A 21868-nucleotide genomic window follows, 5' to 3' on the forward strand; every position below is an offset into this window, starting at 1 on the left:
TTTTTCGATGGTCTTTATTCTTTTTTTGATCCGTCCCGATTGAAATTCCGGCTAATTTCCCATTCTGTCAAAGGAATCACGCCTAATAGAAGTATCAGCTGTGCATAAATAAGATACACTGAAAAACGTTCAAGAACTCCAAAACGTTCAAACAGAAAAATCAGTAGAATAGAAGCGGCTGTGCCTACCGCGCCAAGTTTCAGCCAAATCCCGCCTGCTGTCTTATGAGCGAACATCCAGACTTCTTGGTTTTTTGTGGATCTTGGTGTTCGATACCCATATACAGAGTTGATATTTTTGGGTGGATGCTTGATGAAAATCCATCCAAAAATCAGCATAGTGCCCATGAGAAGGCCTGTCGTGCCCAGACTGAATGCCATCATAACTTATCACTCTTAAAAAGGTCTGATTTATAAAGCACCCTTACCTTCTCCGAATCTAAGGACTTTATGACTTCCACCGCCAAATTTACTGCTGCGTCAATGTCATCTTCCGCTGCATAGGAATAATGTGTATGAACATATCTTGAAGGTATCCCTAGCACCAGGACCGGAACGGCCTTTTCGGAGAGATGAATCTTTCCTGCATTGGTTCCTCCACCTCTTCTTACTGCGCTCTGAAAAGGAATATCTTTCTCTTTCGCTATTTCTGTGGCAAGGTTAATGAACCCCCGATGGCTGATATAGCTCTGATCCAGATGCCTGATCTGTACACCTTTCTTCAGCACTCCCTGGGCTTCAAAAGCGTCATAATACATATCATCAGCAGGAGAACCTTCGAAAACAAAAGCCATATCAGGTTTCACCACTTGAGCTGTGACCTGGGCTCCCCGGGTCCCGATTTCTTCCTGTGAAGCCAAAGCACCTACCACATCCACTGGTAGATCCAGCCCTTCAAGCCTGCGCAGTGTCTCAAGAACTGCGTAACAGCCAATCCGATTATCAAAAGCTTTCCCCAAGAGAATCCCTGTTTTTTCTTCTCGGCGGAACTGTACATCAGGGACCACCGGATCCCCCGCAGAAATCCCAAACAGCTCAGTCACTTCCTCACGGCTGGTACAGCCCACATCAATGCGCAGTCCCTCAAGGGTCAGTTCAGATGACGCTTTCTCCTTAGGGGACATAAAATGAGGCGGTTTGGATACAACAATTCCCTTGATGTATTCTCCCCGGCTGTTCTTGATGACCATGCTGTGGGCGGGCAGATTACTCGGTACCCATCCGCCTAAAGGAACAATGGAAATGAGACCTTTCGAATCTACAAACTGAACCATGAACCCAACTTCATCCAGATGGGCGTCCAGCATCAGCACTGGTTTATTTCCGTCATGAGCTGACCTTCTGATATATACATTGTTCATGGCATCAACTTCCACTTGGAACTGAGAGAGTTCTTCACGTACAGATACAATCACATCCTCCTCAAATCCTCCAGGACCGAAGGCATTGGATAACTTTTCAAGTGCTTCCATATTTTTCATCTTCTTCTCCCCCCCCCCTTTTACTCTACTTTACTCTTTAAAAACTCATAAAAATCGGATGTTTTGCTCTTCTCCGGTAGATTCATCACAAATCTTCTCTTGGAGGTTTCAATGTATATATAAGGCGGTTTGGACTTGTCCAGAAAAAGCTTCACTGCGCCATACTCCCTGGTATTGAAATGCCCCCTCAGTTTTGGTCCTACCGCAGAACCATTGGTTCTCATCGTGATCGCAGGCAGATGCTCCAAGAGCTCCACAGTCACTATTTCTTCATAGGGAACCTCTTCTCCATACATTCCCTTGATTTCAAAGGAGTCTTCAAATTGAACCACAGTGGTGGGTCTTGTGGAATAAAACATCACAGCCCCCACAAAAATCACAGTAATCCCTGTAATGATTCCTACAATTACCAACTGTTTCTTGCCATCTTTCTTCAGTTTCCCCTCTTCATCAACCATGTTGCCATCATATTTCTGAATCTTCACAAGCAGTACGATTGTAGAGATGACGAAAAAAACAATGACGGGAGTCATAAGGTTCTTAACATCCAATGCAGTAAGAACTCCTGCTAAATAAGCGATGAAACCATTAAGATAACTGTATAATCCCATATATCTTGCAATGGCTTCCACATTTACATTCTTCTTTTTTTCCTTGGAGTAAGTATTGTACCCTGATATTAAAAAATAAGCCTTACCCTTATGAACTAAAAGCCCCATGCCGATGATGATGGTGCCCAGCAAAAAATAGAACCACATTTCAATTCCTCCCAGTACTCCTGATTTTCTGTTTATTTATGTCCATTGTACCACTTTATCTCTACAGGTAGAAAAGTGTACCCTACACAGATTTTACTGCTTCAAACACACTTTAACGTAATGAGGCATGAATCCCCCAACGGGAGATTACAACACTTTATTCCTGTTCGATCAAAACTCAGTTCTGAAGATGAACTTAAAAAGGTTCTTTCTTCTTTGATCCTGATTCATTTCAGTTCATGAGAAGTGTTTATTCTTTTAGAAGCTTTTCCGTCCATTCCTGCTCTTCGAAACCAATAAGCACTACATCCTCTTTACGAAGCACCGGCCTTTTCACAAGCATAGGATGTTCCGAAAGAAGCTTAAGAATCTCTTCATCAGAATAGGTTTTTACTTTTTCCTTCATCTCCAGCTCCCGGTAGACTAGTCCACTGGTATTGAGCAGCTTTTTGATGGGCAGGCCGCATTTTCTGTACACATCGCGCAGTTCTTCCACGCTCAGTGGCCTTGAGACAATCTCCCGATACTCGTAGTCCAGATTATTTGCCATGAGAAACTTTTTAGCTTTCATACAGGTTCCGCATTTTGCATAACATACTAATTCCATTTGGTGCCTCCAGTTATTTTTATTGCACTTCCATTTCCTGGCGTAGTTCTCACTTCAATCTTGCCAGGTATTCTGTCTTTCAGTTCCGTTACATGGGAGATAATCCCCACAATTCTTCCACTGACGTTCAATTCCATCAGGCAGCTTAATGCGTTCTCCAGAGAATCTTGGTCTAAGGATCCAAATCCTTCATCAATAAAGATGGTCTCAAGATTTACGGATCCTTTATGACTCTCAATAAAATCTGAGAGTCCAAGTGCCAGAGATAAGGATGCCTTGAAACTTTCACCGCCAGACAGAGACTGCACATCTCTTTCTCTTCCAGAATACTCATCAAACACATTCAGTCCAAGGCCTATTTTCTCTCGTCTGCTTTCTGTCTCATTTCGTCTTTTCAGCTGATATCTTCCTTCAGACATTTTTCTCAGACGTGCATTTGCTCTAAGCAGAATTCCTTCAAAGTAGTAACTTTGAACAAAGGTCTCGAAATTCATTCCTAAGTATGCTGTATCATAAAGATCCTGATAAAGCGCCAACACCTTTTTATTCTCCAGATATTCATCATACAGTCTTCCCAGTCGCTCATGGGCTCTGGTCAATCCGTGAAGCAGAATGGACTTGGCCTCCACCTGATCCTGCAGAACCTTCTGTTCTTGCAGCAGATTCTGCAAGATCTTTTGTATTGGTTCAAGACTTTTGAACTGAAGGGTTTCGCCCCGATCCTTCAGTACATCAAATACCCCTTTTGATTTATTGTAGGCCTGATAGAACTCCTGAATCTCCTGATCCATGGTATCCATCTGAGATACCTGATCCCGATAAGCGTTATAAACTTCAACAGAAAGTGCCTCCTGCTGAAGTCTCTCCAGAAGATGCTGTTTCAGTTCAGCATATTTGGCTCTGCTTTGTTCAAGAGTTTCTCGAAGTGTGCTCTCTTTGCCTTTAAGGTTTTCTTCATATTGCCTTGATTTATCGTAGGCATTCTTTGCTTCAAGTGCACTATTATAAAGCGACTGAACTCTCTTTTCTATCTCTTCCGCTTTACTTATGAGTCCCAAGGGTTCCTTTGGTACTCCACTTTCCAGAAGACCTCTTTGTTCACCAGAAAGATCCAGGAGAGCACTTCTGCTTTTTTCATACTGCTCTGCGACGTTGTCTTTATTCTGAAGCTCCTGCTGAAGTGACTTAATAAGATCCTTCAGCGCCAAATCTTTTGTAGATAACCCGTTCACCTTGTTTAAGCATTCTGCCAGCCTTTTTTCTCCCAGCATAAACTTCTGCTTTTCTTCCTGTCCGATCTTGAATGTCATCGCAGCGTTCACCGTTTCAATCTTCAGTTCTTGACGGAGCTCCTCCACCTCTTCATGAAGGTCATGGATATTCGCTTTCAGATTTTTGATGCTGGCATGAAGCTCCGATAGTCTTCTCTCTACTCGTTTTTTCTCTTCTTCTGCTTTTAAAAATCTTTCTTCATCAAAACCCTGAATTTCTTTAAAGCCCAGTGGATGATCCAAGGAACCACAGACCGGACATGGTACATCGTCTTGTAAATTCTGCCGGAGTATCAGTGCGAAATGTCCGCTTTTTTTTCTGCTTTCCTCTGCAAGGTTCGATTCTTTCTGCTCAAGCTCCTTTTCAGTCAGATGAAGCTCCCGGTCTACTTGGATGAGATTGCTTTGAAGCAGCTCCATCTTCTCCATCTTCTTGAAAAGGTTCCCCAGTTCCTTCAAATAATTCTGCTGTTCTTTTTGACTGCTCTTCAGTTTTTCAGCTTCAAGATTTGATTCAGCAAGTCCTTTTCTGACTTGCTCTTCCTCTTCCAGCATCTGTTTCAGCTGTTGTTCTTTTTTGCTGTAATGATTCATCTGCTCTTTAAGCTTATTCAATTCAGCATCAAAGACTGAAATTTTCTGGGATACTTCTTTGAGTCTTCTAGATTTGTCCACAAGATCTAAAATCCGGGTACGAGTCTCCTTCAGGTTATCTACTTCTTCTGCATTTCTGTTGGCGTCTTGCAGGCTTCTTTCCTGACGGACCAGCTGTTCTGAGATTTTTCTCAGTTCCAGAAGAAGCCTCTGATTTTCCCCTTCCTTTCCTTGAATCTCTTTGATCAAACTCTCCATCTGAGTTTCGATGTGGGTGATTCCTGAAATTTTCCGAAGCAGCTTCAGTTCCTGTTCTTTTTTATCATAAACTCTCTTCTGGGAACGAAGCTCTTCATGCCGCTTCTTTGCAACCAGATAATTTTCAAGCTCTTCGTTCTCTTTTTGTCCTAAGAGAAGCTCCTGTTCTATCAGTTTGACTTCCTGATCTTTACTGGCTTTCTCTGTTTTTAAGGCATTCAGTTCTTTTTGCTCTTTTTCCAGTGCCTCATTCAAGACATCTTTGCCCAGCTCGATGTCTCTATTTTCAACTTGAGCTTCTCGTAAAATCTCAGAAAATCTCGTCACCAGATCTTTTTCAACACCTTTTTTCTCATCAAACCGCTCTTTGATAAGAAGCTGGATCTTTTCATACTGTTCTGTGGCAAAGAGCTTTTTTAGTATTTCTGACTTGTCTTTTGTTCCTGCTGTTAGGAACTCCCGAAACTCTCCCTGAGGGATCATCACAATTTTCTTGAACTGATCCAGGTTTAGTCCAATAATGCTTTCAATCTCCTGATTGACTTCTTTGATTTTCACCAAAGCTTCGGCATCATCATCCATCTTCGTAAAATAAGCCTTATTAAGGCCTCGTGCATTCTCAATTCTCTTCACGAAATATTGTCTTCCTCGCACTTCAAAAAGCAGTGAAACTTCCATTTCATCCTTCTCATCTGCGAGCTGACTTCTGAAACACTTGGCTTTGGTTCTAACTTCCCCGCTGCCTTCTCCATATAACGCATAGCAGACCGCATCAAAAATGGAAGTTTTCCCAGCCCCCGTTGGACCCGTAATAAGGAAAATCTTATCTTCATACAGCAGTTTGAAATTCACCGTGGTCTCTTCTTTGAAACCAAGGAAATTCTTCATTTTCAGTTCCAGTGGTTTCATCCCTTCTCACCTCTTTCCAGCGAAATGAGAATCTCCTTAAAGAGCTCTGCAGCGTTCTCATCCATATCCCGTTCATTCTTGAGTTTGTAGAAATCCCGGAACAGTGCTGTCACATCATTTTGCTGAATCATAGAAAATTCAGCCTGCTCATTAAATAAATTCTCTTCTTCTCTCTTTTTTCTCAGTTCCAGTATATTAGGGAATTTAGTTCGTAGACGCATCATCGGATCAAGAATCTCTTCCTGATCTTTCAAAAACACTCTGATGTAATCCTCCGGATTTCCCTCATACTGCAGGTTCATAAGTTCTGTGAAATGCCCTTCCAAAGTGACCACATCTCTTTTGGTGTAGATCGGGATTTCTGATACCTCTACGGCTCCTTCAGCAGAAAGTGTAATCAGGCTCACACTCTTATTGTGATTTTCTTCAGAAAAAGAGTATTTCATCGGAGAACCTGAGTAACGGATCCTGCCTCTTTCCACCCATTGTGCCTTATGCAGATGTCCAAGAGCAACGTAGTGAAACCCTTCAAAGACACTGGATTTTATATAGTCATGTCCGCCCACAGATAGAAGTCTCTCGGAGTCAGACTCTTCCATCTCATCCTTAGCACTTCCAGCCACAAAGCCATGGTAGACAAGGACTTTCCTATTTGAATTCACCTTTCTGCTTTCTTTGAAAATCCGCTCATAGACCATGGAATCATCCTTAAAACTCTCCAGTTCATATATATTTTTCAGAATGGATGTATCACGGTATGGAAAGAGATAGAACTCCACTGGGCCAAACTCATCCTTCAGTGTGATGCATCGTAACGGTCTTCTGACCGTATTTTCAACAATGAGTCCTTTGTCCTCCAGCAGGCTGCTTAAAAAACCAACCCGCTCATGAGAGTCATGATTCCCTGTGATCACCAGATTTTTCTTCCCCAGCTTGACCAGTTCTGTAAGAAAAAAATCATTCAGTTTCACAGCATCTTCCCGAGGTATCGACCTGTCGTACAGATCCCCGGCAATGAGCACAACATCCGGATTCTGTTCTTTAATAATCCTCAGAATATCCTGAAGCATTTCCCGCTGGTCCTCAAGAAGAGATACTCCATTGAAATAGCGGCCAATATGTAAATCCGCTATGTGAAGTATTTTCATAAAATACAACTCCTTCCATAGTTACAGAACTCATCTGCTTCTCAAAACACATCTTTGATATAAAGATGTTTTATTGCTAGCCAGATTCTATTAGAGATATTTTAACATAATTTCTTGCTTCTATTAAAGACTTCTGAATTTTTCTACGTTCACCTTATTACGGGCTCCTGATTCACTTCCCCATGAAAATACGTCTCTAAATTATCTGATAAGTCTGTTCATTCCTTAGTTTTGGTGTAAAATAATCTTAGGAGGTGTCATTTATGCCCAAACGAGTTCGTATGAGTTTAAGGCTTTCAAAGACAGATTATGAGTTTCCTCATGAAATCCTATCGGCTGAGCGGCAGTATCTTGAGGAGATTGCTTCCTGTGCCCTGGATGCTTACCAGGACACCGTTGACTATGAAGGTGAAGACCTGGCGCAAACAATCGAAGAAGTCCAGCGCGTTTATGCAGGATTCTATGGACCACTTATGACTGAAGCCTCCTTTATATACCGGGAGGATGAAACGGTCTATGCAGGACTTCTGACCTGTCTTTATCGTGGAGAACCTACGATCACCTATACCTTCACGCGAAAGTCCAGACAGAGGATGGGCTACGCTACACAGCTGATTGGTCTTGCTTGTCAAAGACTATATGAACTTGGCTATCACTCTCTGTTTCTGTATGTCACCATGGAAAATGTCGACGCTTTACGACTCTATGAATCACTAGGCTTCCAGGAAGTTCCCCTGACTACTCTTTCTGAGATCAATATCGATTGAACCCTTACAGTATATTAGATCCTTTTTTATGGTTTCTCAACAGGTTCATCGTAGAAAAGAAATCATCCCTTCATCTAGAACTTTTCACGTTATGTGATATAATAAGCTTATAAGAATCCATTTTAAGAAAATTTAATATTTTAATGATATAGGTTGCAAAGTCTGCGCTTTGCACGAAGAGGGAAACAGGAAAAGCCTGTGCGGTCCCGCCGCCGTAAGACTCTTAAGAATTCCTACGCCACTGGAGATGATCTGGGAAGGTGAATTCTTTTACATAGTCAAGCCGGAAGACCTGCCTATATTGTTTTAGACTCCCCTCACGGGTCATGAGGTGTCACTTTAGCTTTGCTGGCTGATCTCCAGCAAATGCTTTTACGCACCTTCAAGGGTGCTTTTTATTTTCCCCTTGTACACCTTTTAAGGTTTTTCTTAAAGTGATTCTTAGATTATAATGTACGGTTTCGTACACAAGGAGGAAAACATGAACAAAAAACTCGTAGCCGTTCTCGTCATCATTCTTCTAGCAGTTGGTGGTTTTGGTCTTTCAAAGCTTCTCTTTCCTAAAGGAGAGGAAGGCACAAAAGAAGTCACCATAAACATTATTGTTGCCAATGAAAATATTGACTATACAAAGTCTTTCAAAACTGACGCCCTTTATGTAGAAGAGCTTCTTAACGAGAATACAGAGGAACTGAAAGTTGAAACAGAAGATACACAGTACGGTCCAATGCTTGTAGGACTTCTTGACTACAAAGCGGATGCCACGAAAGAGTTCTACAGCATTAAAATCAATGGGGAAGATGCCATGGTTGGCATAAAGGAAATACCAGTAAATGATGGAGATGAATACACCTTTGAAGTTCAAGGTTTCTAATCTCAGTGTCCATGACATTGTTCTCATCCCTCTGCTCAGCGCTTCGCTGACCGCAGGAAAGATGGCTCTTTCCTTTATCCCCAATGTTGAAATCGTGACGCTGCTGTTTATGGTCTACGCCTCAGTTTTTGGCTTTAAAAAGACCTTTCTGGTTTCCATTATCTTCTCAACCATCGAGATTTTCTTATATGGACTCCAGACATGGCTCATTGGATACTATATCCTGTGGCCGCTGCTGATCTTTCTCAGTGCAATGTTATACAAAAAAACACAGTCTGAGTGGCCGTTCGCTTTTCTAGCTCTGACTTTCGGACTTTGTTTTGGTCTTTTCTTTGCCATGATTGAATCGATTTTTTATGGATTCTCCTATGGTATCGTCTATTGGCTGAGAGGTATTCCCTTTGATGTGGTCCATGGTGCCTCTAACTTCGTTCTTGGCATTTTTCTCTACAGACCACTAGAACATCTGCTTTCCCATCTTCGGGACAAGTATGCTTTTCAGCATGCCATACAGAACAGCTGCAAAACACAATAAAAAAACGCCAAGTCCCAGCGGGCTTGGCGTTTTTTTTATGAATCCTTTTTCTTTTCCCTGTATTCGATTTTTAATCCGGTACCTGTGAAATCAAAGGCATCTCTCAGTTGGTTCTCGATATATCTGGAATAGGAGAAATGAAGTGCTGATTCATCATTGATGAAGAACACAAATGTAGGTGGCTTTACGCCTGTTTGTGTCCCATAAAACACTTTTAGTCTCTTGGTTCCAATCATAGGCGGCTCTTTCTGAAGAAGAGCTTTGCCAATGACATCATTAAGGACCCCTGTAGCAATTTTTTTGTTGTAATTATCATAGCACATCTTGATCATCTGGAGCACTTTATGGGTTCTTTGCCCAGTCAGTGCAGAAATGAACAGGAACGGCGCATACTGCATGAACTTCAAGCTCATCTTATAGTCATTCATGTACTTATCCATGGTCTTGTCATCTTTTTCGATGAGATCCCACTTATTGACAATGACCATGATGGCCTTTTTCATGTCATGGGCATATCCGATGATTTTTTCATCCTGATCGGCAATGCCTTCCTCTGCATCAATCATCAAAACGACCACATCAGCCCTTTCAATGGCTGTAAGGGTTCTAACCACTGAATATCTTTCAATCTCTTCTTTCACCTTAGACTTTCTTCGGAGACCAGCCGTATCCACCAGGATGAACTTTCCTTCCTTCGTATCCAGAAAACTGTCTACAGCATCTCTGGTAGTACCAGCAATATCTGTAACAATGGATCTCTCTTCTCCAAGAAGTTTGTTGATGAGAGAGGATTTTCCCACATTAGGTCGTCCTACAAATGCGACCCGTATGAAATCATCATCCTCTTCTTTTTCATAGTCTTTGAAGTGACTGACCACTTCATCCAAAAGATCTCCTAAGCCAAGACCTTGTCCTGCCGAAATGGCAATGGGATTTCCAATACCAAGATTGTAGAACTCATATGCATTGGCTTCATCTTTCAGATTGTCCACTTTGTTCACTGCAAGGACAATTGGTTTCTGGCTGATTCTGAGCATTGTAGCTACTTCATTATCTGAATCCGTTAGTCCTTGTTTTCCATCCACTACAAAAATAATCACATCTGCAGTATCAATGGCGATTTGTGCTTGTCTTTTCATCTGAGCCAGAATGATATCATCACTCTTAGGCTCAATTCCACCTGTATCAATTAATTTAAACTCATGATGCAGCCAGTCTGCATCTGCATAAATCCGATCTCTTGTTACTCCAGGTGTGTCGTCTACGATGGCAATTCTATGACCTGCCAGTTTATTGAATAAGGTCGATTTACCAACATTCGGTCTCCCGACGATGGCTACGATGGGTTTTGCCATTTACTTCACCTCTTTTTTTCTAACTTTGCATTTCTGTACATCTAATCATATTACCCTAAGTATTTTGTCATGTCAAACAAAAGCTGGATTCTCTGCTTCCGACTCCTTATCTTCCTCGTCCAAAGGGTTCACTCACCGGTCAGTGCTTTTCTATCTTCAGCACCTGCCCGAGAAAAATTTCGACGATCTGAGGATCAAACTGAGTCCCTGCATGGGCTCTGAGTTCTTCGGCAGCTTCTTTTAAGCTCCTCTTCTTACTGTATGTTCTTTCATGTGTCATGGCTTCAAAGGCATCTGCAATGTTCAGGATTCTTGAATGGAGAGGAATTTCTTGGCCTTTGAGGCCTTCAGGATATCCCTTCCCATCGAAACGCTCATGATGATATAAAACATCTTCCGCCAGATATCCGTACTCTTCAACAGATTTGATGATTTGATAACTGGTTTCTGCATGTTTTTTAACCACTTCATATTCCTCATAAGACAAAGGTCCTGCTTTTAGAAGGATTTCTTTGGGAACGTTGATTTTTCCGATATCATGGAGTTTTCCTGCAGTAAACAGTCTTTCTTGAGCCTCTTTACTCATCCCCATGGCTTCACCGATGCTTTTCGCAATCAACGCCACATGATAAAGATGTTCTTTCTCTTTTGGGAACTTTTCTCCTATCCTTGCAAGAATGGTCTCAATCATTTTATTTTTCATGATCTTCCCGTATTTCAATTTTTCACGATACATGTTATTGTCCGACACCTTGACAACTTCCTGTATATTTTGATGTTTCAGTGTTTTGGTCGCGATGCCTATTGCTAGAGAAATCTGAACTGGACCCACTTCACAGGCATCTGCCTCTTTCAAAATCTTTGTTTTCACATCCTCCGCTTCTTTCATGGAAGTCTTAGGCATCAGCACCATGAACTCATCTCCCCCCATTCTGGAAAGGACGTCCCCTTCTCTCAGATGCGATTTCATGATATCTGCCGATTTCATCAGGAGAAGATCACCCAAGTCATGTCCGAAGGCATCATTTGTAAGCTTCAGCCCGTTGAGATCCATCACCATAACAGATAAGGGAAGGTTCCTGTTTAAATCTATTCTTTTCAGCATATCTTCCGCAAATCGCCTGTTGTATAGACCTGTGAGCACATCATGATAGCTTAAGTATTCTGTCTGTTTCTGTTTTTCAATTTTGGGCGTAATATCGCGAAAAACCGTGACAATTCCAGTAATTCCCTGATCACTGCCCTTGATGGGGGAAATGTTCTCTTCAACGGGCAGTTTTCTTCCATCTTTGGCCAGGAGCAGCCGGTCATTGGATTCACCACCGCGATAGTATATTCTGTTTTCTGAGAAGCTGCTGTGCACAGCATCATAGTCCTCATAAATGACTTTATAGATTTCATCAATGGGTCTTCCTAAGGCTTCTTCCATTTTCCAGCCAGTCATTTCTTGCGCTGCTGTATTCATAAGAAGCACCTTATTGGTCTCATCTGTTGCAATCACTCCATCTCCAACGGAAAGCAGTGTTGTCCGGAAGAGCTCTTTTTCAATATAGAGATTCTCCTGCAGCTTTTTCTTTTCTGTCACATCTCTGGCTGCCGCATAGATGAGATTGTCTATATATTGTGCTTTCCACTCCAGCATCACATAGCTCTCATCGGCTCGGCGAAACCGCAAGGTAAAGCTTCCTTCTTTCTTGTCCTCAATCATCTGGCTGATGGATTCTTTCAGAAGGTCCAGATCTTCGGGGTGAACAAACTGCAACGCATTTTGACCGCGGATATGTTTCACTTTAAATCCAAGGAACTTTTCCCATGCATCATTCACCTTTAGGAAAACGCCTCTAGAATCTGTAATGCAGAAGAAATCCAGATTCACTCTGAAGAATCTTTCTAACTCATCCTTCTGTTCCAGTATTTTCAGGTTCGCTTTTTTCACTTCTGTTGTATCCCGGGCAATACCAGTAAATCCTATGACAATTCCAGCTTCATCCAGGATTGGCACTGCATTGGTGGTAAACCAGTGGTAGGAACCATCCTTGTGCAGCAGTCTGTAATCCGCTGTCTCCATCCGCTTTCCTGTATGCTCGATGTGCCGGAAAAATTTCTGTATCCGATGAAGGTCATCCTTATGCACATAAGGTTCGAAGGACTGTCCCAGAGCCTCTTTAATGGAATGTCCAAGCACCTTCTCCCAGGCAGCCGATATAAACAGTAGAATACCATTCTTATCCAGTCTGTACACAATATCATAACTGCTTTCCACAAGGAGCCTGTAATTGTCTTCTCTTTGCTTCACTTCCATTTCCAGAAGTTTCGCTTCCGTGATATCAATATGTGTTCCAAACATCTGAAGCGGTTTCCCGTCTTCAGTCCAACGGACAACTTTTCCTTTATCCAGGACCCATACCCAATGGCCGTCTTTATGTCTCATTCTGCATTCCATGGAATAGTACTCTTTTTCACGGTAAAAAAGAGATTGGACAATTTCGTCAGAGCGTTCAAGATCATCAGGATGAACAAGACTTGCCCAAGTATCGTCTGTAATTGGTTCCAGTTCTTTCAGCGTATATCCGACAATCTCTGCCCATCGCTCATTATATATGTTTTCACCCGTCTGAATGTTCCATTCCCACGTACCTGCTCTGGTCGCTTCAATGATGTCCAGATATTTTTCTTTTTCTTGGAGAAAATGAGCACGCATGGTTTCAGACTCCGTAATGTCCACATGAAATCCTGAAATGGTGATTGGGTTTCCAAGACGGTCCCGGACCAGATGTCCTCTTGTCATAAACCATTTCCAATGGCCATCTCTATGCTGCATGCGGTAAATCGGACTATAGCTTTGGATTTCACCGGACAAATACGCTTCAAGCAGTTTCTCATTCTCTTCGCGCTCTTCAGGATGCCAGCGGTCTTTCCAATCTTCAATCTGTTCGCTGAGCTCCTCATATTGAAACCCCATGATTTCGGCCCATTTTCTGGAAAAGATGATGGAGTTGCTTCTAATATCCCATTCCCAAGTGGCAACACCTATGGCGTTGATGCCAAATTTATATTTATAAAACTGCTCTCTGAAAAAATGATACTCCCGTTTTGTTTTGATATAAGACTTCAACTGAGAAAGGCATAGATTCCAGAGAATCTGCTGATGTGTCTGAAACTCTTTTTGTGAAATCAGTACCGCACCAAATGGTTCTTCTCCGTCCCCCACTATCATGCAATATAGGTCTATGCCCTCAGCAAGGCTTTTTCGTATCTCCATCGGAATCAGTTCAAGTAGAGAGTTCCCTCTGATGCAGGGGAAACAGTCATAGTGATTCACAGTCTCTTTCTGACCCTTTTCTCTCCAGACTGGAAGTGTGAACCAGAAGATTTCCTCTTCTTTGCCAAAGGGAACATCCCCTTTCCATGGCATAAATCCGAACTTCTCTTTCTTCTTGTCATAGGGGCACCAGTATGCAGCAGTGGCTCCAGCCATCTCCCCAATGAGAGGAATGGCCTTATGTTCTGTAGAAATGGTTAGACTGGGATCTTCTTGAAAGTCATACAGAGAAAGCAGCTGATTCACTTTTACCATTGGAGTCTGATACTGTTCCTCTGGACGAAAAAGACAATAAAACCAGTCTCCCTTCATGCCAGTGGATGGAACTCTTTTCACGGTGACAATCACAGGAGTTTCATCTTTTCCAATCCCGATGAAATGAAGTGAGCTCTCACTTCTCTTTACCTGCAAAAGCATTTGAATGAAACGGGAAAAATCCTCCACCCGAAAAACACCATTCAGGGGGAAGTGCGCATCTTGATCTTCTTCTATTACAAATTTATCTCTGAACGCTTTGTTTGAGAAATGCACTTTTCCTTCACAATCCAAAATACAAATCCGATCAGATGAAAGTTCCAGCATATCAAAACAAAACTGATTCCCGATAGACTCCAGCACGCCCATATCATTTCTCCTCAATCCATAAAAATATGCAGCCATAGGTCCTATATTGTAAAAACACTCCTCTTATTATATCGTATGACAAAGGCTATCACAATGCTGTGAAGTTGATAAAATTATGGATTTGAAGGCTTTTCAGCTTTTCACCAGGGTATCTTCTCCTGTATAATTGATAGGACACATCGTTATGAATAAAGGATGCACAGAATGCAAAAATATAAAACGTACTTACTCTCAACATCCATTCTCATCTCCCTAATGATCTTGGCTTCTCACTCGTTAGGAAAGATTGCTATGAAAGAAACCACTGCTGCCTCTCCCCCTTCATCTGAAGTGAAAAAAGAGGCTTATCCTTCAAACCATGGCCATATGGGCTCACAAACGCTTCTTATTACGGCAGTAGGTGATATTATGGTTCATGAAAGTCAATGGCATTCTCAAAAAACACCGGAGAACTCCTATGACTTCACCAATAACTTCACACACATCTCTCCATATATTAAAGCATCTGACTTGGCATTTGCCAATTTTGAGAGCACCATCCTTCAGGGAATCCCCTTAAGCTCCTATCCAGTTTTCAACTCTCCTCCAGAGATCCTTGCCGCCATGAAAGAAGCAGGTTTCACTCACATCAGCACTGCAAACAACCATTCTATGGATACGGGATACAAAGGAATCCAGGGCACACTGAACGCTATGTATGAACAGGGTCTCATTCCCTTGGGTACTTATGAAACAGGAAAGAAAAAGAGTTTTCACATCGAAACCGTTCAAGGGATCAAACTTGGCATCGCTTCCTATGCCACCGGTTATTTTTCAGGAAATACCGTAACAGTCAACAGCATCCAATCCAATGGACTGGAAAGGAACATCAACTTCATCCATATGACGGATCCCCATGAGGCTTTTCTCAGAATCAGAGAGGATCTCCTTATGATGAAAGATGCCTCCGTGGAAGCCATCATTCTTCTGCTTCATTGGGGAACAGAATATGCCTCTTATCCCAGCAGTTTTCAGAAAACACTGGCCAGACTCTTGATCGATGAAGGCGTGCATCTCATCATCGGCTCTCACCCCCATCTCCTTCAGGAAATGGAAGTAGTAACATCTTCTGATGGTCATCACGAAGGTCTGGTCTTATACTCCCTAGGCAACTTCCTTTCCAATCAGAGAGAGGAGATTTTGGGCATCCCTGGAACAGAAGAGGGTGCCATCGCCAGGGTTCTTCTTGAAAAAAACGCAGAAGGCCTGGTGAAAATAAAGGAAGGCACAATTCTGCCTACCTGGGTGCACAGAAGAGAGGTTTCTCCAGATAAAAAGATCTATACCTATGAGATCCTTCCCTTGCTTGCGAGTCCAGAAGAAACAGCGGAAAAGTATCATGCACCTCTTACCACCATCAGAAAAAGGCACCATAGCATTCATAATACCTTTCCCGCAAATCAGCTCTTCTTCTCTGAAAACAATTAAAAATTGGCAGCGCACTGGCTGCCAATTTTTCAGTTTCTATTCTAATTCAGCTCTCTAAACTGGCCTGTGACGATATACACGGTCCATTCACAGATATTCGTTGCATGGTCCCCATTTCTCTCAAGGTATTTCAGTACAAACTGAAGCTCTCCAGCCAATCGTAGAAGGGTTGGATCATTTTGGGCTTTATCATAGAGTTTTCCAATGGACTCTGTTGTCAAACGGTCAATCTCATCATCCATCTTTGTCAGTTCCTGTGCCTTTTCATGGTCTTTGGCCACAAAAGAATCCAACGACTCTGAGATGAACTTCATGACAAGTCTCGAGATTTCGATGAGATCCTCATTGATCACATCCATCAGAATATCTTTGTTTTTCAGGGTAATCTCTGCGATATCCTTCGCATGATCCCCCATACGTTCCAGATCTGTAACAATTTTGATGACAGTGAAAATATTACGAAGATCCGAAGCCACCGGTCCTTGGGTTGCGATAAGACGGATGGCCTCATCCTCAATGGATCTCATAAGGTCATTAATCTGGACATCTTCTCTGATCAGGAGTTCTGCGAGCTTCATATCTTTTTCAGTTAAGGCTCTGATCGCTCTTTTGATCTGCGTTTCCACTAAGAAACCCATCCGAAGGAGATTGTTGTTCATATGGCTGATGGTAAGTTCAATATTGCTTAGTGTCATTTTATTTACTCCTTTAACCAAATCTTCCGGTGATATAATCATCTGTACGCTTGTCACGAGGGTTCGTGAACAGATTCTTCGTACCCCCATACTCAATCATCTCTCCCATCAGGAAAAAAGCGGTACGGTCTGATATTCTTGCCGCTTGCTGCATAGAATGCGTCACAATGACGATGGTGTAATCATTTTTCAAATCTTCCATAAGTTCTTCAATCTTTGCAGTTGCAATCGGATCCAGCGCCGATGTCGGCTCATCCATGAGAATCACATCCGGCTGCACAGCCAATGCTCTAGCTATACATAGCCTCTGCTGCTGACCGCCGGAGAGCCCATAGGCATTGTCGTGGAGTCTGTCTTTCACTTCATTCCATAGCGCTGCGCCTTTTAGACTCTTTTCGGCAATCTCCATGAGCAGATTCTTATCTTTCAGCCCATGAATCTTAGGCGCATAAAGAACATTTTCCAGAATCGACTTCGGAAAGGGATTCGGTTTTTGAAACACCATACCAACCTGGGTTCTCAGCTCCTCGACTCGGATTTCCTTATCGAAAATATCTTTCCCGTGGTATAGAATCTGACCTTCAGTTCTAACAATCGGAATGTTTTCCACCATCCGGTTCAATGTCTTGATAAAAGTGGATTTTCCGCATCCGGACGGTCCGATGATGGCTGTCACTTCATTCTTGTATATATCGAGATTGATCTTCTTCAGTGCCTGGTCCTTGCCATACCACAGGTCAAGATTCTTCACCTCAAAGACAGTATCTTTGTTTTCCATGATTCGTATGCCTCCTGCTAAAATTTCTTTTCAAAGCGATTTCTGATATAGATGGCAATGGAGTTCATAAAGAACAGGACCAGCAGAAGAACCACTATTGTTGCAGCTGCCAGATTCGCATATTCTGGTGTAAGAACGGTATCCAATGTCCAATAATAAATCTGTATGGGCAGCGTGGTGAAATCATCCATGACACTTCCCGGAACTTTCATGATCAGAGTGGGAATCCCCAGCACCACCAGCGGAGCTGTTTCTCCAATGGCACGGGATATACCTAGGATAAAGCCCGTAAGCATTCCTGGAAGGGCAACAGGAATGACCACTTTACTTACTGTTGTCCATTTGTCTGCCCCCAGTGCATAGGAGGCTTCCCGTAAGTATCCTGGCACAGCTTTCAGGGACTCCTGGGCTGAAACCACCACAATAGGAAGTACCAGCAGTGACATCGTCAGACCTCCTGCCAGAATACTGCCACCCAATCCCAATAGCCTTGAAAAAACAGCAAGCCCTAACAGTCCGAATATGACAGAGGGAACGCTAGCCAGGTTGCTGAGATTGATATTGATGAAATGTTTCAGCTTTCCTGGCTTGGCATACTCTTCCAAATAAATGGCTGTGGAAACACCAAGCACAAAGGTCACAGGAACAACAATCATCATCATATAGACTGTTCCGATAATTGCGCCATAAATTCCTGCTTTTTCAGGGAAGATTGAAAGGTTTCCAGTAATAAAATCCCAGTCAAGCCACCCTCTTGCATCTTTGAAAATATCTAGTAAAAGAAATACCAAAACCAGTAGAGCGGATACCACAAGCATACCGAAGAGCCTCTTCAGGGTTTCGCTGAGCCGCACCCGCCTTTTGATCTGAGCAGGATTTGCTTTAAACACTCTTTTTACAGGTGATGCATTTTTTTGAGCATCCAGTTTTGCTGTTTTATTGATTTCCATGCTAATATGCCTCCCTGTATTTCTTTGAGATATAATGTGCCAGCTGGTTCATCCCCATGGTAAATACAAACAGAAGAAGTCCAACAGCATATAAGCTGTAATACCCTGTGGTCCCACTGGCCGCATCTCCGCTGGTAAACTCCACGATATAGCTTGTCATAGTTTGCATGGATCTTGTGATGTCGAGTGTAAATGCTTTAGAGCTTCCACTGGCTATGGTCACAATCATTGTTTCACCGATGGCTCGGGATATTCCTAATACAATGGAAGATAGAATCCCTGAAATGGCAGCTGGAATCACCACTTTAAAAGCTACTTCCAGCTTTGTGGACCCCAAGCCCAAGGCCCCTTCTTTCATGATTTCAGGAACAGCATTCATGGCATCCTCAGAAAGTGAAGCGACCATGGGAATAATCATGATCCCCATGACAATACCAGGACTCAGCGCATTCTTTGCTTCCAGTGAAGGAATAAGATTCATAAGAAGAGGTGTGACAAAAGAATATGCAAAAAACCCGTATACTATGGTCGGAATACCTGCCAGAACCTCCAGCATAGGTTTGACCACTTTTCTTACCCTTTGAGAAGCAAACTGGCTCAGATAGATTGCGGCGGCAAGACCTACTGGCACTGCGACCATCATCGCAATCAATGATGTGGTGATGGTTCCAACAAAAAGTGGAATAAACCCGAACCTCGGATTTTTATTGAGTGGTGCAAGGTCCGTACTGAAAACCTCACTGATGGGGACTGCACTGAAAAATCGGAATGCATCCGTGATTAAAGTGATTACAATACCAAAGGTCGTGAACACAGAAATAAGTGCCATAGTCAGGAGAAAAGCTGGAACAATTTTATCCATGACATAATTCTTCTCTTTGATTTTTTTCTGTATCAGTTCCCGTACTTTAGTTTCTTTTTCCATAGGATTTTATCTCCTCATTGCGAACTTTTGAACGCAAGCATAAGATGAGAGGTATGCTCTCATCTTAATACTCGACATCTGTTTGTTTTTCTATTTTAGACCTTCAAGGATGGTTTTGTATTCTGCATGCTTTTCAGCTGGAATTGGTGCGAAACCATTGTCTCCCGCGAGCTTTGAAGCTCCTTCTTCTGAAATAACATACAGTGCATAATCAAGAATCGCTGGATTTTCTTTTGCTTTGTCCAGATCAAGATAGGTATAAACAAGTCTTGTGAAACCTGCATACTCAAGGTCTGAACCGATGGTGTCTAGAGTTGGTGCCACAGCTCCATTTCCGAAGTCTACCTTTACTGCGGTCAGTTTGTCCGTATTTGAAGCATAATATCCATATCCAAAGAACGCTATGGCATTCTTATCTTTTGACACAAGATCCACAAGAGTGGAGTATTCCTGCTGCAGGTTCACGTTGGATACCATATCCTGCTCATCTAAAATCACCTCGTAGAAGAACTCGTATGTACCGTGGTTCTCATTGGGGCCAAAGAACTTGATTTCTTCTTTAGGCCATTCAGCTCTGATATCAGACCACAGCACCTTGTCATCAGATTTATACTTTCCTGAAACATACATATTCACGATTTCTTCTTGTGTCATCTCTGTAGCCCAAGTATTTTCCTTGTTGATGACCATGGTCAGCCCATCATATGCTAGTTCAATCTCAAGGACATTTTCTCCCATCTTCTTACCTGCAGCTTCAAGCTCCTGAACTTCAGTATCCTTAATCTTTCGTGAAGCATCTGCAAAATCAAGTTCTCCTGCAATGAACTTTTTTAGCCCTGCGCTGGATCCTGCTCTTCCTACCTGCACACTTACACCAGACTGCTCATTGACCATATAATTCTCTGCGATATTGGCCATCAAGGGATATACAGTTCCGGAACCATCTATAACGACTGAACCTTCCAGTTCATCATCTGCTGGTGTTTCCGTTCCAGGGGTTTCTGTTCCAGGGGTTTCTGGTGTCTCCTCTTTCGCACCGCAAGCAGCAAACATGGCTACCACAGTTAAGGATGTAATAATTCCCATTAATTTTTTGTTCATTTTCTTCCTCCTAAGTAATATCTTACTTTTTATCAGGCATCTACTTCATACCTTACATTTTCAATTATAGGAGGCTTGTGTTTCGGATTGTTTGACTCCATGTTATGCTCTTGTTAAAAGCAACGTGAAACCTGTGCAGGCTCTTCTCTTATTCTGATGGCCCATTTTCTGAATGATCCATCGTATTCTGTTTATATGAAACAAAAAAAAACTGTAAGATTATCTTCTGATAATCTTACAGTTTTTAAATGGTAGCGGGGGCAGGACTTGAACCTGCGACCTTCGGGTTATGAGCCCGACGAGCTGCCAACTGCTCCACCCCGCGATAGGGTTCTTGAAAATGTCTTTTCCTTAAGAACATATTCATTATACCCCGCTCCCCCGGTTCTGTCAACCTTTTCCAGGGATCAATCTTTTTCGTTGCTTCTGAAACCCTTGATTTAAGCCTTTTTGATCAATGGAATCCCTTCTTGGACAAGGAAACATCGGACAAAATGATTCGGTGACACCTCGACTAATTCTGGCAACTGACTATGGCATTTGTCTATTGCATACGGACATCTGCTTGAAAATCTGCAGCCTTTGGGGAAATCGGAAGGATGCGGAACATATCCTTCAATGGCCTGCAGTTTTTCTTTCGGATTCCCTTGACCCGGCATACACTCCATAAGCCCGATGGTATATGGATTCATTGGATTCATAAAAATTTCTGTAGACGCAGCTTTTTCCATGACTTTTCCACAGTACATGACACAGACATCATGGGCCATATCCTTAACCACACCAAGATCATGTGTGTTCAGGATCATCGCCATTTTCTGCTCCTTCTGGAGCTTTTTAAGAAGGTCCAGGATCTCAGCCTGGATGGTGACATCCAGTGCCGTGGTTGGCTCATCTGCGATAAGAATCTTTGGGTTGCATGCAATGGCCATAGCAATCATGATGCGTTGTCTCATACCACCACTGAACTTACTTGGAAGATCCATAAATCTTTCCTGAGCATCAGAAATCCCCACATCTTCCATGAGCTGCAGTGTCTTTTTTCGATTCTCCTTCTTATTCCCCTTTTTATGGATCAGCAAAGCTTCTTCGATTTGTTTTCCCACGGGGATGAGGGGATTTAATGTAGACATGGGATCCTGATAGATCATAGCAATCTCATTCCCTCTGATTTTCTGCATATCTCTTTCTTTCAGCTTCAACAAATCCCGAGGTACAGAATCTCCATATAAGGCTTCCCCTTGAAGCACTTTTCCAGGTTTATCCACCAACCCCATGATGCTGAGAACTAAGACGCTCTTACCGCTTCCTGATTCACCGATCATCGCCAAGGTTTTGTTCTCTTCTAAGGTAAAACTCACATCATCCACCGCTGGAAGCTCTTCCCCATCAAGATAAAAATACGTCTTGATATTGTTCACTGTCAATAATGCCATCTTCTTCTCTCCTC

The 21868-nt window shown here is 42.5% G+C and carries 18 protein-coding genes, 1 tRNA gene and 1 riboswitch; of the genes, 4 read left to right on the plus strand and 15 right to left on the minus strand.

Annotated features, from left to right (window positions below):
- Positions 1–14: 14 nt before the first annotated feature.
- The 6 genes from BM243_RS02060 to BM243_RS02085 form a co-directional block, all read right to left on the minus strand.
- Entirely contained in the window at positions 15–383 is a 369-nt protein-coding gene (locus BM243_RS02060; protein ID WP_083422554.1) for an SdpI family protein, read from the minus strand.
- On the minus strand, positions 380–1480 hold the full coding sequence (locus tag BM243_RS02065) for a M42 family metallopeptidase (protein WP_074909690.1): 1101 nt from the start codon (positions 1478–1480) through the stop codon (positions 380–382). The genes BM243_RS02060 and BM243_RS02065 overlap by 4 nt, the downstream gene beginning before the upstream one ends.
- A gap of 20 nt (positions 1481–1500) precedes the next feature.
- A complete protein-coding gene (locus BM243_RS02070) occupies positions 1501–2238 on the minus strand; it encodes a DUF3784 domain-containing protein (protein WP_074909693.1) in 738 nt (245 codons plus the stop codon).
- 250 nt (positions 2239–2488) lie between these two features.
- The gene (locus BM243_RS02075; protein WP_074909696.1) at positions 2489–2845 is read right to left on the minus strand and encodes a Spx/MgsR family RNA polymerase-binding regulatory protein; all 357 of its coding nucleotides are present in this window, start codon (positions 2843–2845) and stop codon (positions 2489–2491) included.
- Positions 2836–5877 (minus strand): AAA family ATPase, encoded by a 3042-nt coding sequence (locus BM243_RS02080; protein ID WP_074909698.1) that lies wholly within the window; start codon positions 5875–5877, stop codon positions 2836–2838. The genes BM243_RS02075 and BM243_RS02080 overlap by 10 nt, the downstream gene beginning before the upstream one ends.
- Positions 5874–7025: an exonuclease SbcCD subunit D gene (locus BM243_RS02085; RefSeq protein ID WP_074909701.1), complete on the minus strand. Its 1152-nt coding sequence runs from the start codon at positions 7023–7025 to the stop codon at positions 5874–5876. Before BM243_RS02085 ends, BM243_RS02080 begins: the two co-directional genes overlap by 4 nt.
- 263 nt (positions 7026–7288) lie before the next feature.
- Between BM243_RS02085 and BM243_RS02090 the strand changes: the two genes are divergently transcribed.
- The 3 genes from BM243_RS02090 to BM243_RS02100 all read left to right on the plus strand — a co-directional run bounded on the left by BM243_RS02090 (position 7289) and on the right by BM243_RS02100 (position 9201).
- Entirely contained in the window at positions 7289–7792 is a 504-nt protein-coding gene (locus tag BM243_RS02090) for a GNAT family N-acetyltransferase (RefSeq protein WP_074909705.1), read from the plus strand.
- A 133-nt stretch (positions 7793–7925) separates the two neighbouring features.
- Positions 7926–8106, plus strand: a riboswitch (cobalamin riboswitch).
- 167 nt (positions 8107–8273) lie between these two features.
- On the plus strand, positions 8274–8666 hold the full coding sequence (locus BM243_RS02095; protein ID WP_074909707.1) for a DUF4430 domain-containing protein: 393 nt from the start codon (positions 8274–8276) through the stop codon (positions 8664–8666).
- Complete coding sequence (locus tag BM243_RS02100) at positions 8626–9201, plus strand: hypothetical protein (protein ID WP_083422555.1); 576 nt, start codon at positions 8626–8628, stop codon at positions 9199–9201. Before BM243_RS02095 ends, BM243_RS02100 begins: the two co-directional genes overlap by 41 nt.
- Before the next feature lie 35 nt (positions 9202–9236).
- On the opposite strand, the gene der is transcribed toward BM243_RS02100, so the two are convergent.
- Both der and BM243_RS02110 read right to left on the minus strand, forming a co-directional pair.
- A complete protein-coding gene (der, locus tag BM243_RS02105) occupies positions 9237–10556 on the minus strand; it encodes a ribosome biogenesis GTPase Der (RefSeq protein ID WP_074909710.1) in 1320 nt (439 codons plus the stop codon).
- Between the two features lie 139 nt (positions 10557–10695).
- The gene (locus BM243_RS02110; RefSeq protein ID WP_074909713.1) at positions 10696–14502 is read right to left on the minus strand and encodes a PAS domain S-box protein; all 3807 of its coding nucleotides are present in this window, start codon (positions 14500–14502) and stop codon (positions 10696–10698) included.
- Between the two features lie 204 nt (positions 14503–14706).
- Between BM243_RS02110 and BM243_RS02115 the strand changes: the two genes are divergently transcribed.
- Positions 14707–15969 (plus strand): CapA family protein, encoded by a 1263-nt coding sequence (locus BM243_RS02115; protein ID WP_177213436.1) that lies wholly within the window; start codon positions 14707–14709, stop codon positions 15967–15969.
- 41 nt (positions 15970–16010) lie between these two features.
- On the opposite strand, the gene phoU is transcribed toward BM243_RS02115, so the two are convergent.
- The 7 genes from phoU to BM243_RS02150 all read right to left on the minus strand — a co-directional run bounded on the left by phoU (position 16011) and on the right by BM243_RS02150 (position 21854).
- Positions 16011–16664: a phosphate signaling complex protein PhoU gene (phoU, locus tag BM243_RS02120; RefSeq protein ID WP_074909718.1), complete on the minus strand. Its 654-nt coding sequence runs from the start codon at positions 16662–16664 to the stop codon at positions 16011–16013.
- 13 nt (positions 16665–16677) lie between these two features.
- Positions 16678–17442: a phosphate ABC transporter ATP-binding protein PstB gene (pstB, locus tag BM243_RS02125; RefSeq protein WP_074909721.1), complete on the minus strand. Its 765-nt coding sequence runs from the start codon at positions 17440–17442 to the stop codon at positions 16678–16680.
- 17 nt (positions 17443–17459) lie between these two features.
- Positions 17460–18392: a phosphate ABC transporter permease PstA gene (pstA, locus tag BM243_RS02130; protein ID WP_083422558.1), complete on the minus strand. Its 933-nt coding sequence runs from the start codon at positions 18390–18392 to the stop codon at positions 17460–17462.
- A 1-nt stretch (position 18393) separates the two neighbouring features.
- Entirely contained in the window at positions 18394–19317 is a 924-nt protein-coding gene (gene pstC, locus BM243_RS02135) for a phosphate ABC transporter permease subunit PstC (RefSeq protein ID WP_074909723.1), read from the minus strand.
- 90 nt (positions 19318–19407) lie between these two features.
- The gene (locus BM243_RS02140; RefSeq protein WP_074909725.1) at positions 19408–20418 is read right to left on the minus strand and encodes a PstS family phosphate ABC transporter substrate-binding protein; all 1011 of its coding nucleotides are present in this window, start codon (positions 20416–20418) and stop codon (positions 19408–19410) included.
- A gap of 249 nt (positions 20419–20667) precedes the next feature.
- Positions 20668–20743 (minus strand) — tRNA-Met (locus BM243_RS02145).
- A 115-nt stretch (positions 20744–20858) separates the two neighbouring features.
- Positions 20859–21854, minus strand: coding sequence for an ABC transporter ATP-binding protein (locus BM243_RS02150; protein WP_074909728.1), 996 nt, complete (start codon positions 21852–21854; stop codon positions 20859–20861).
- Positions 21855–21868: the final 14 nt, after the last annotated feature.

The organism is Proteiniclasticum ruminis (genome assembly GCF_900115135.1).
In the GTDB taxonomy this organism is placed as follows: domain Bacteria; phylum Bacillota; class Clostridia; order Clostridiales; family Clostridiaceae; genus Proteiniclasticum; species Proteiniclasticum ruminis_A.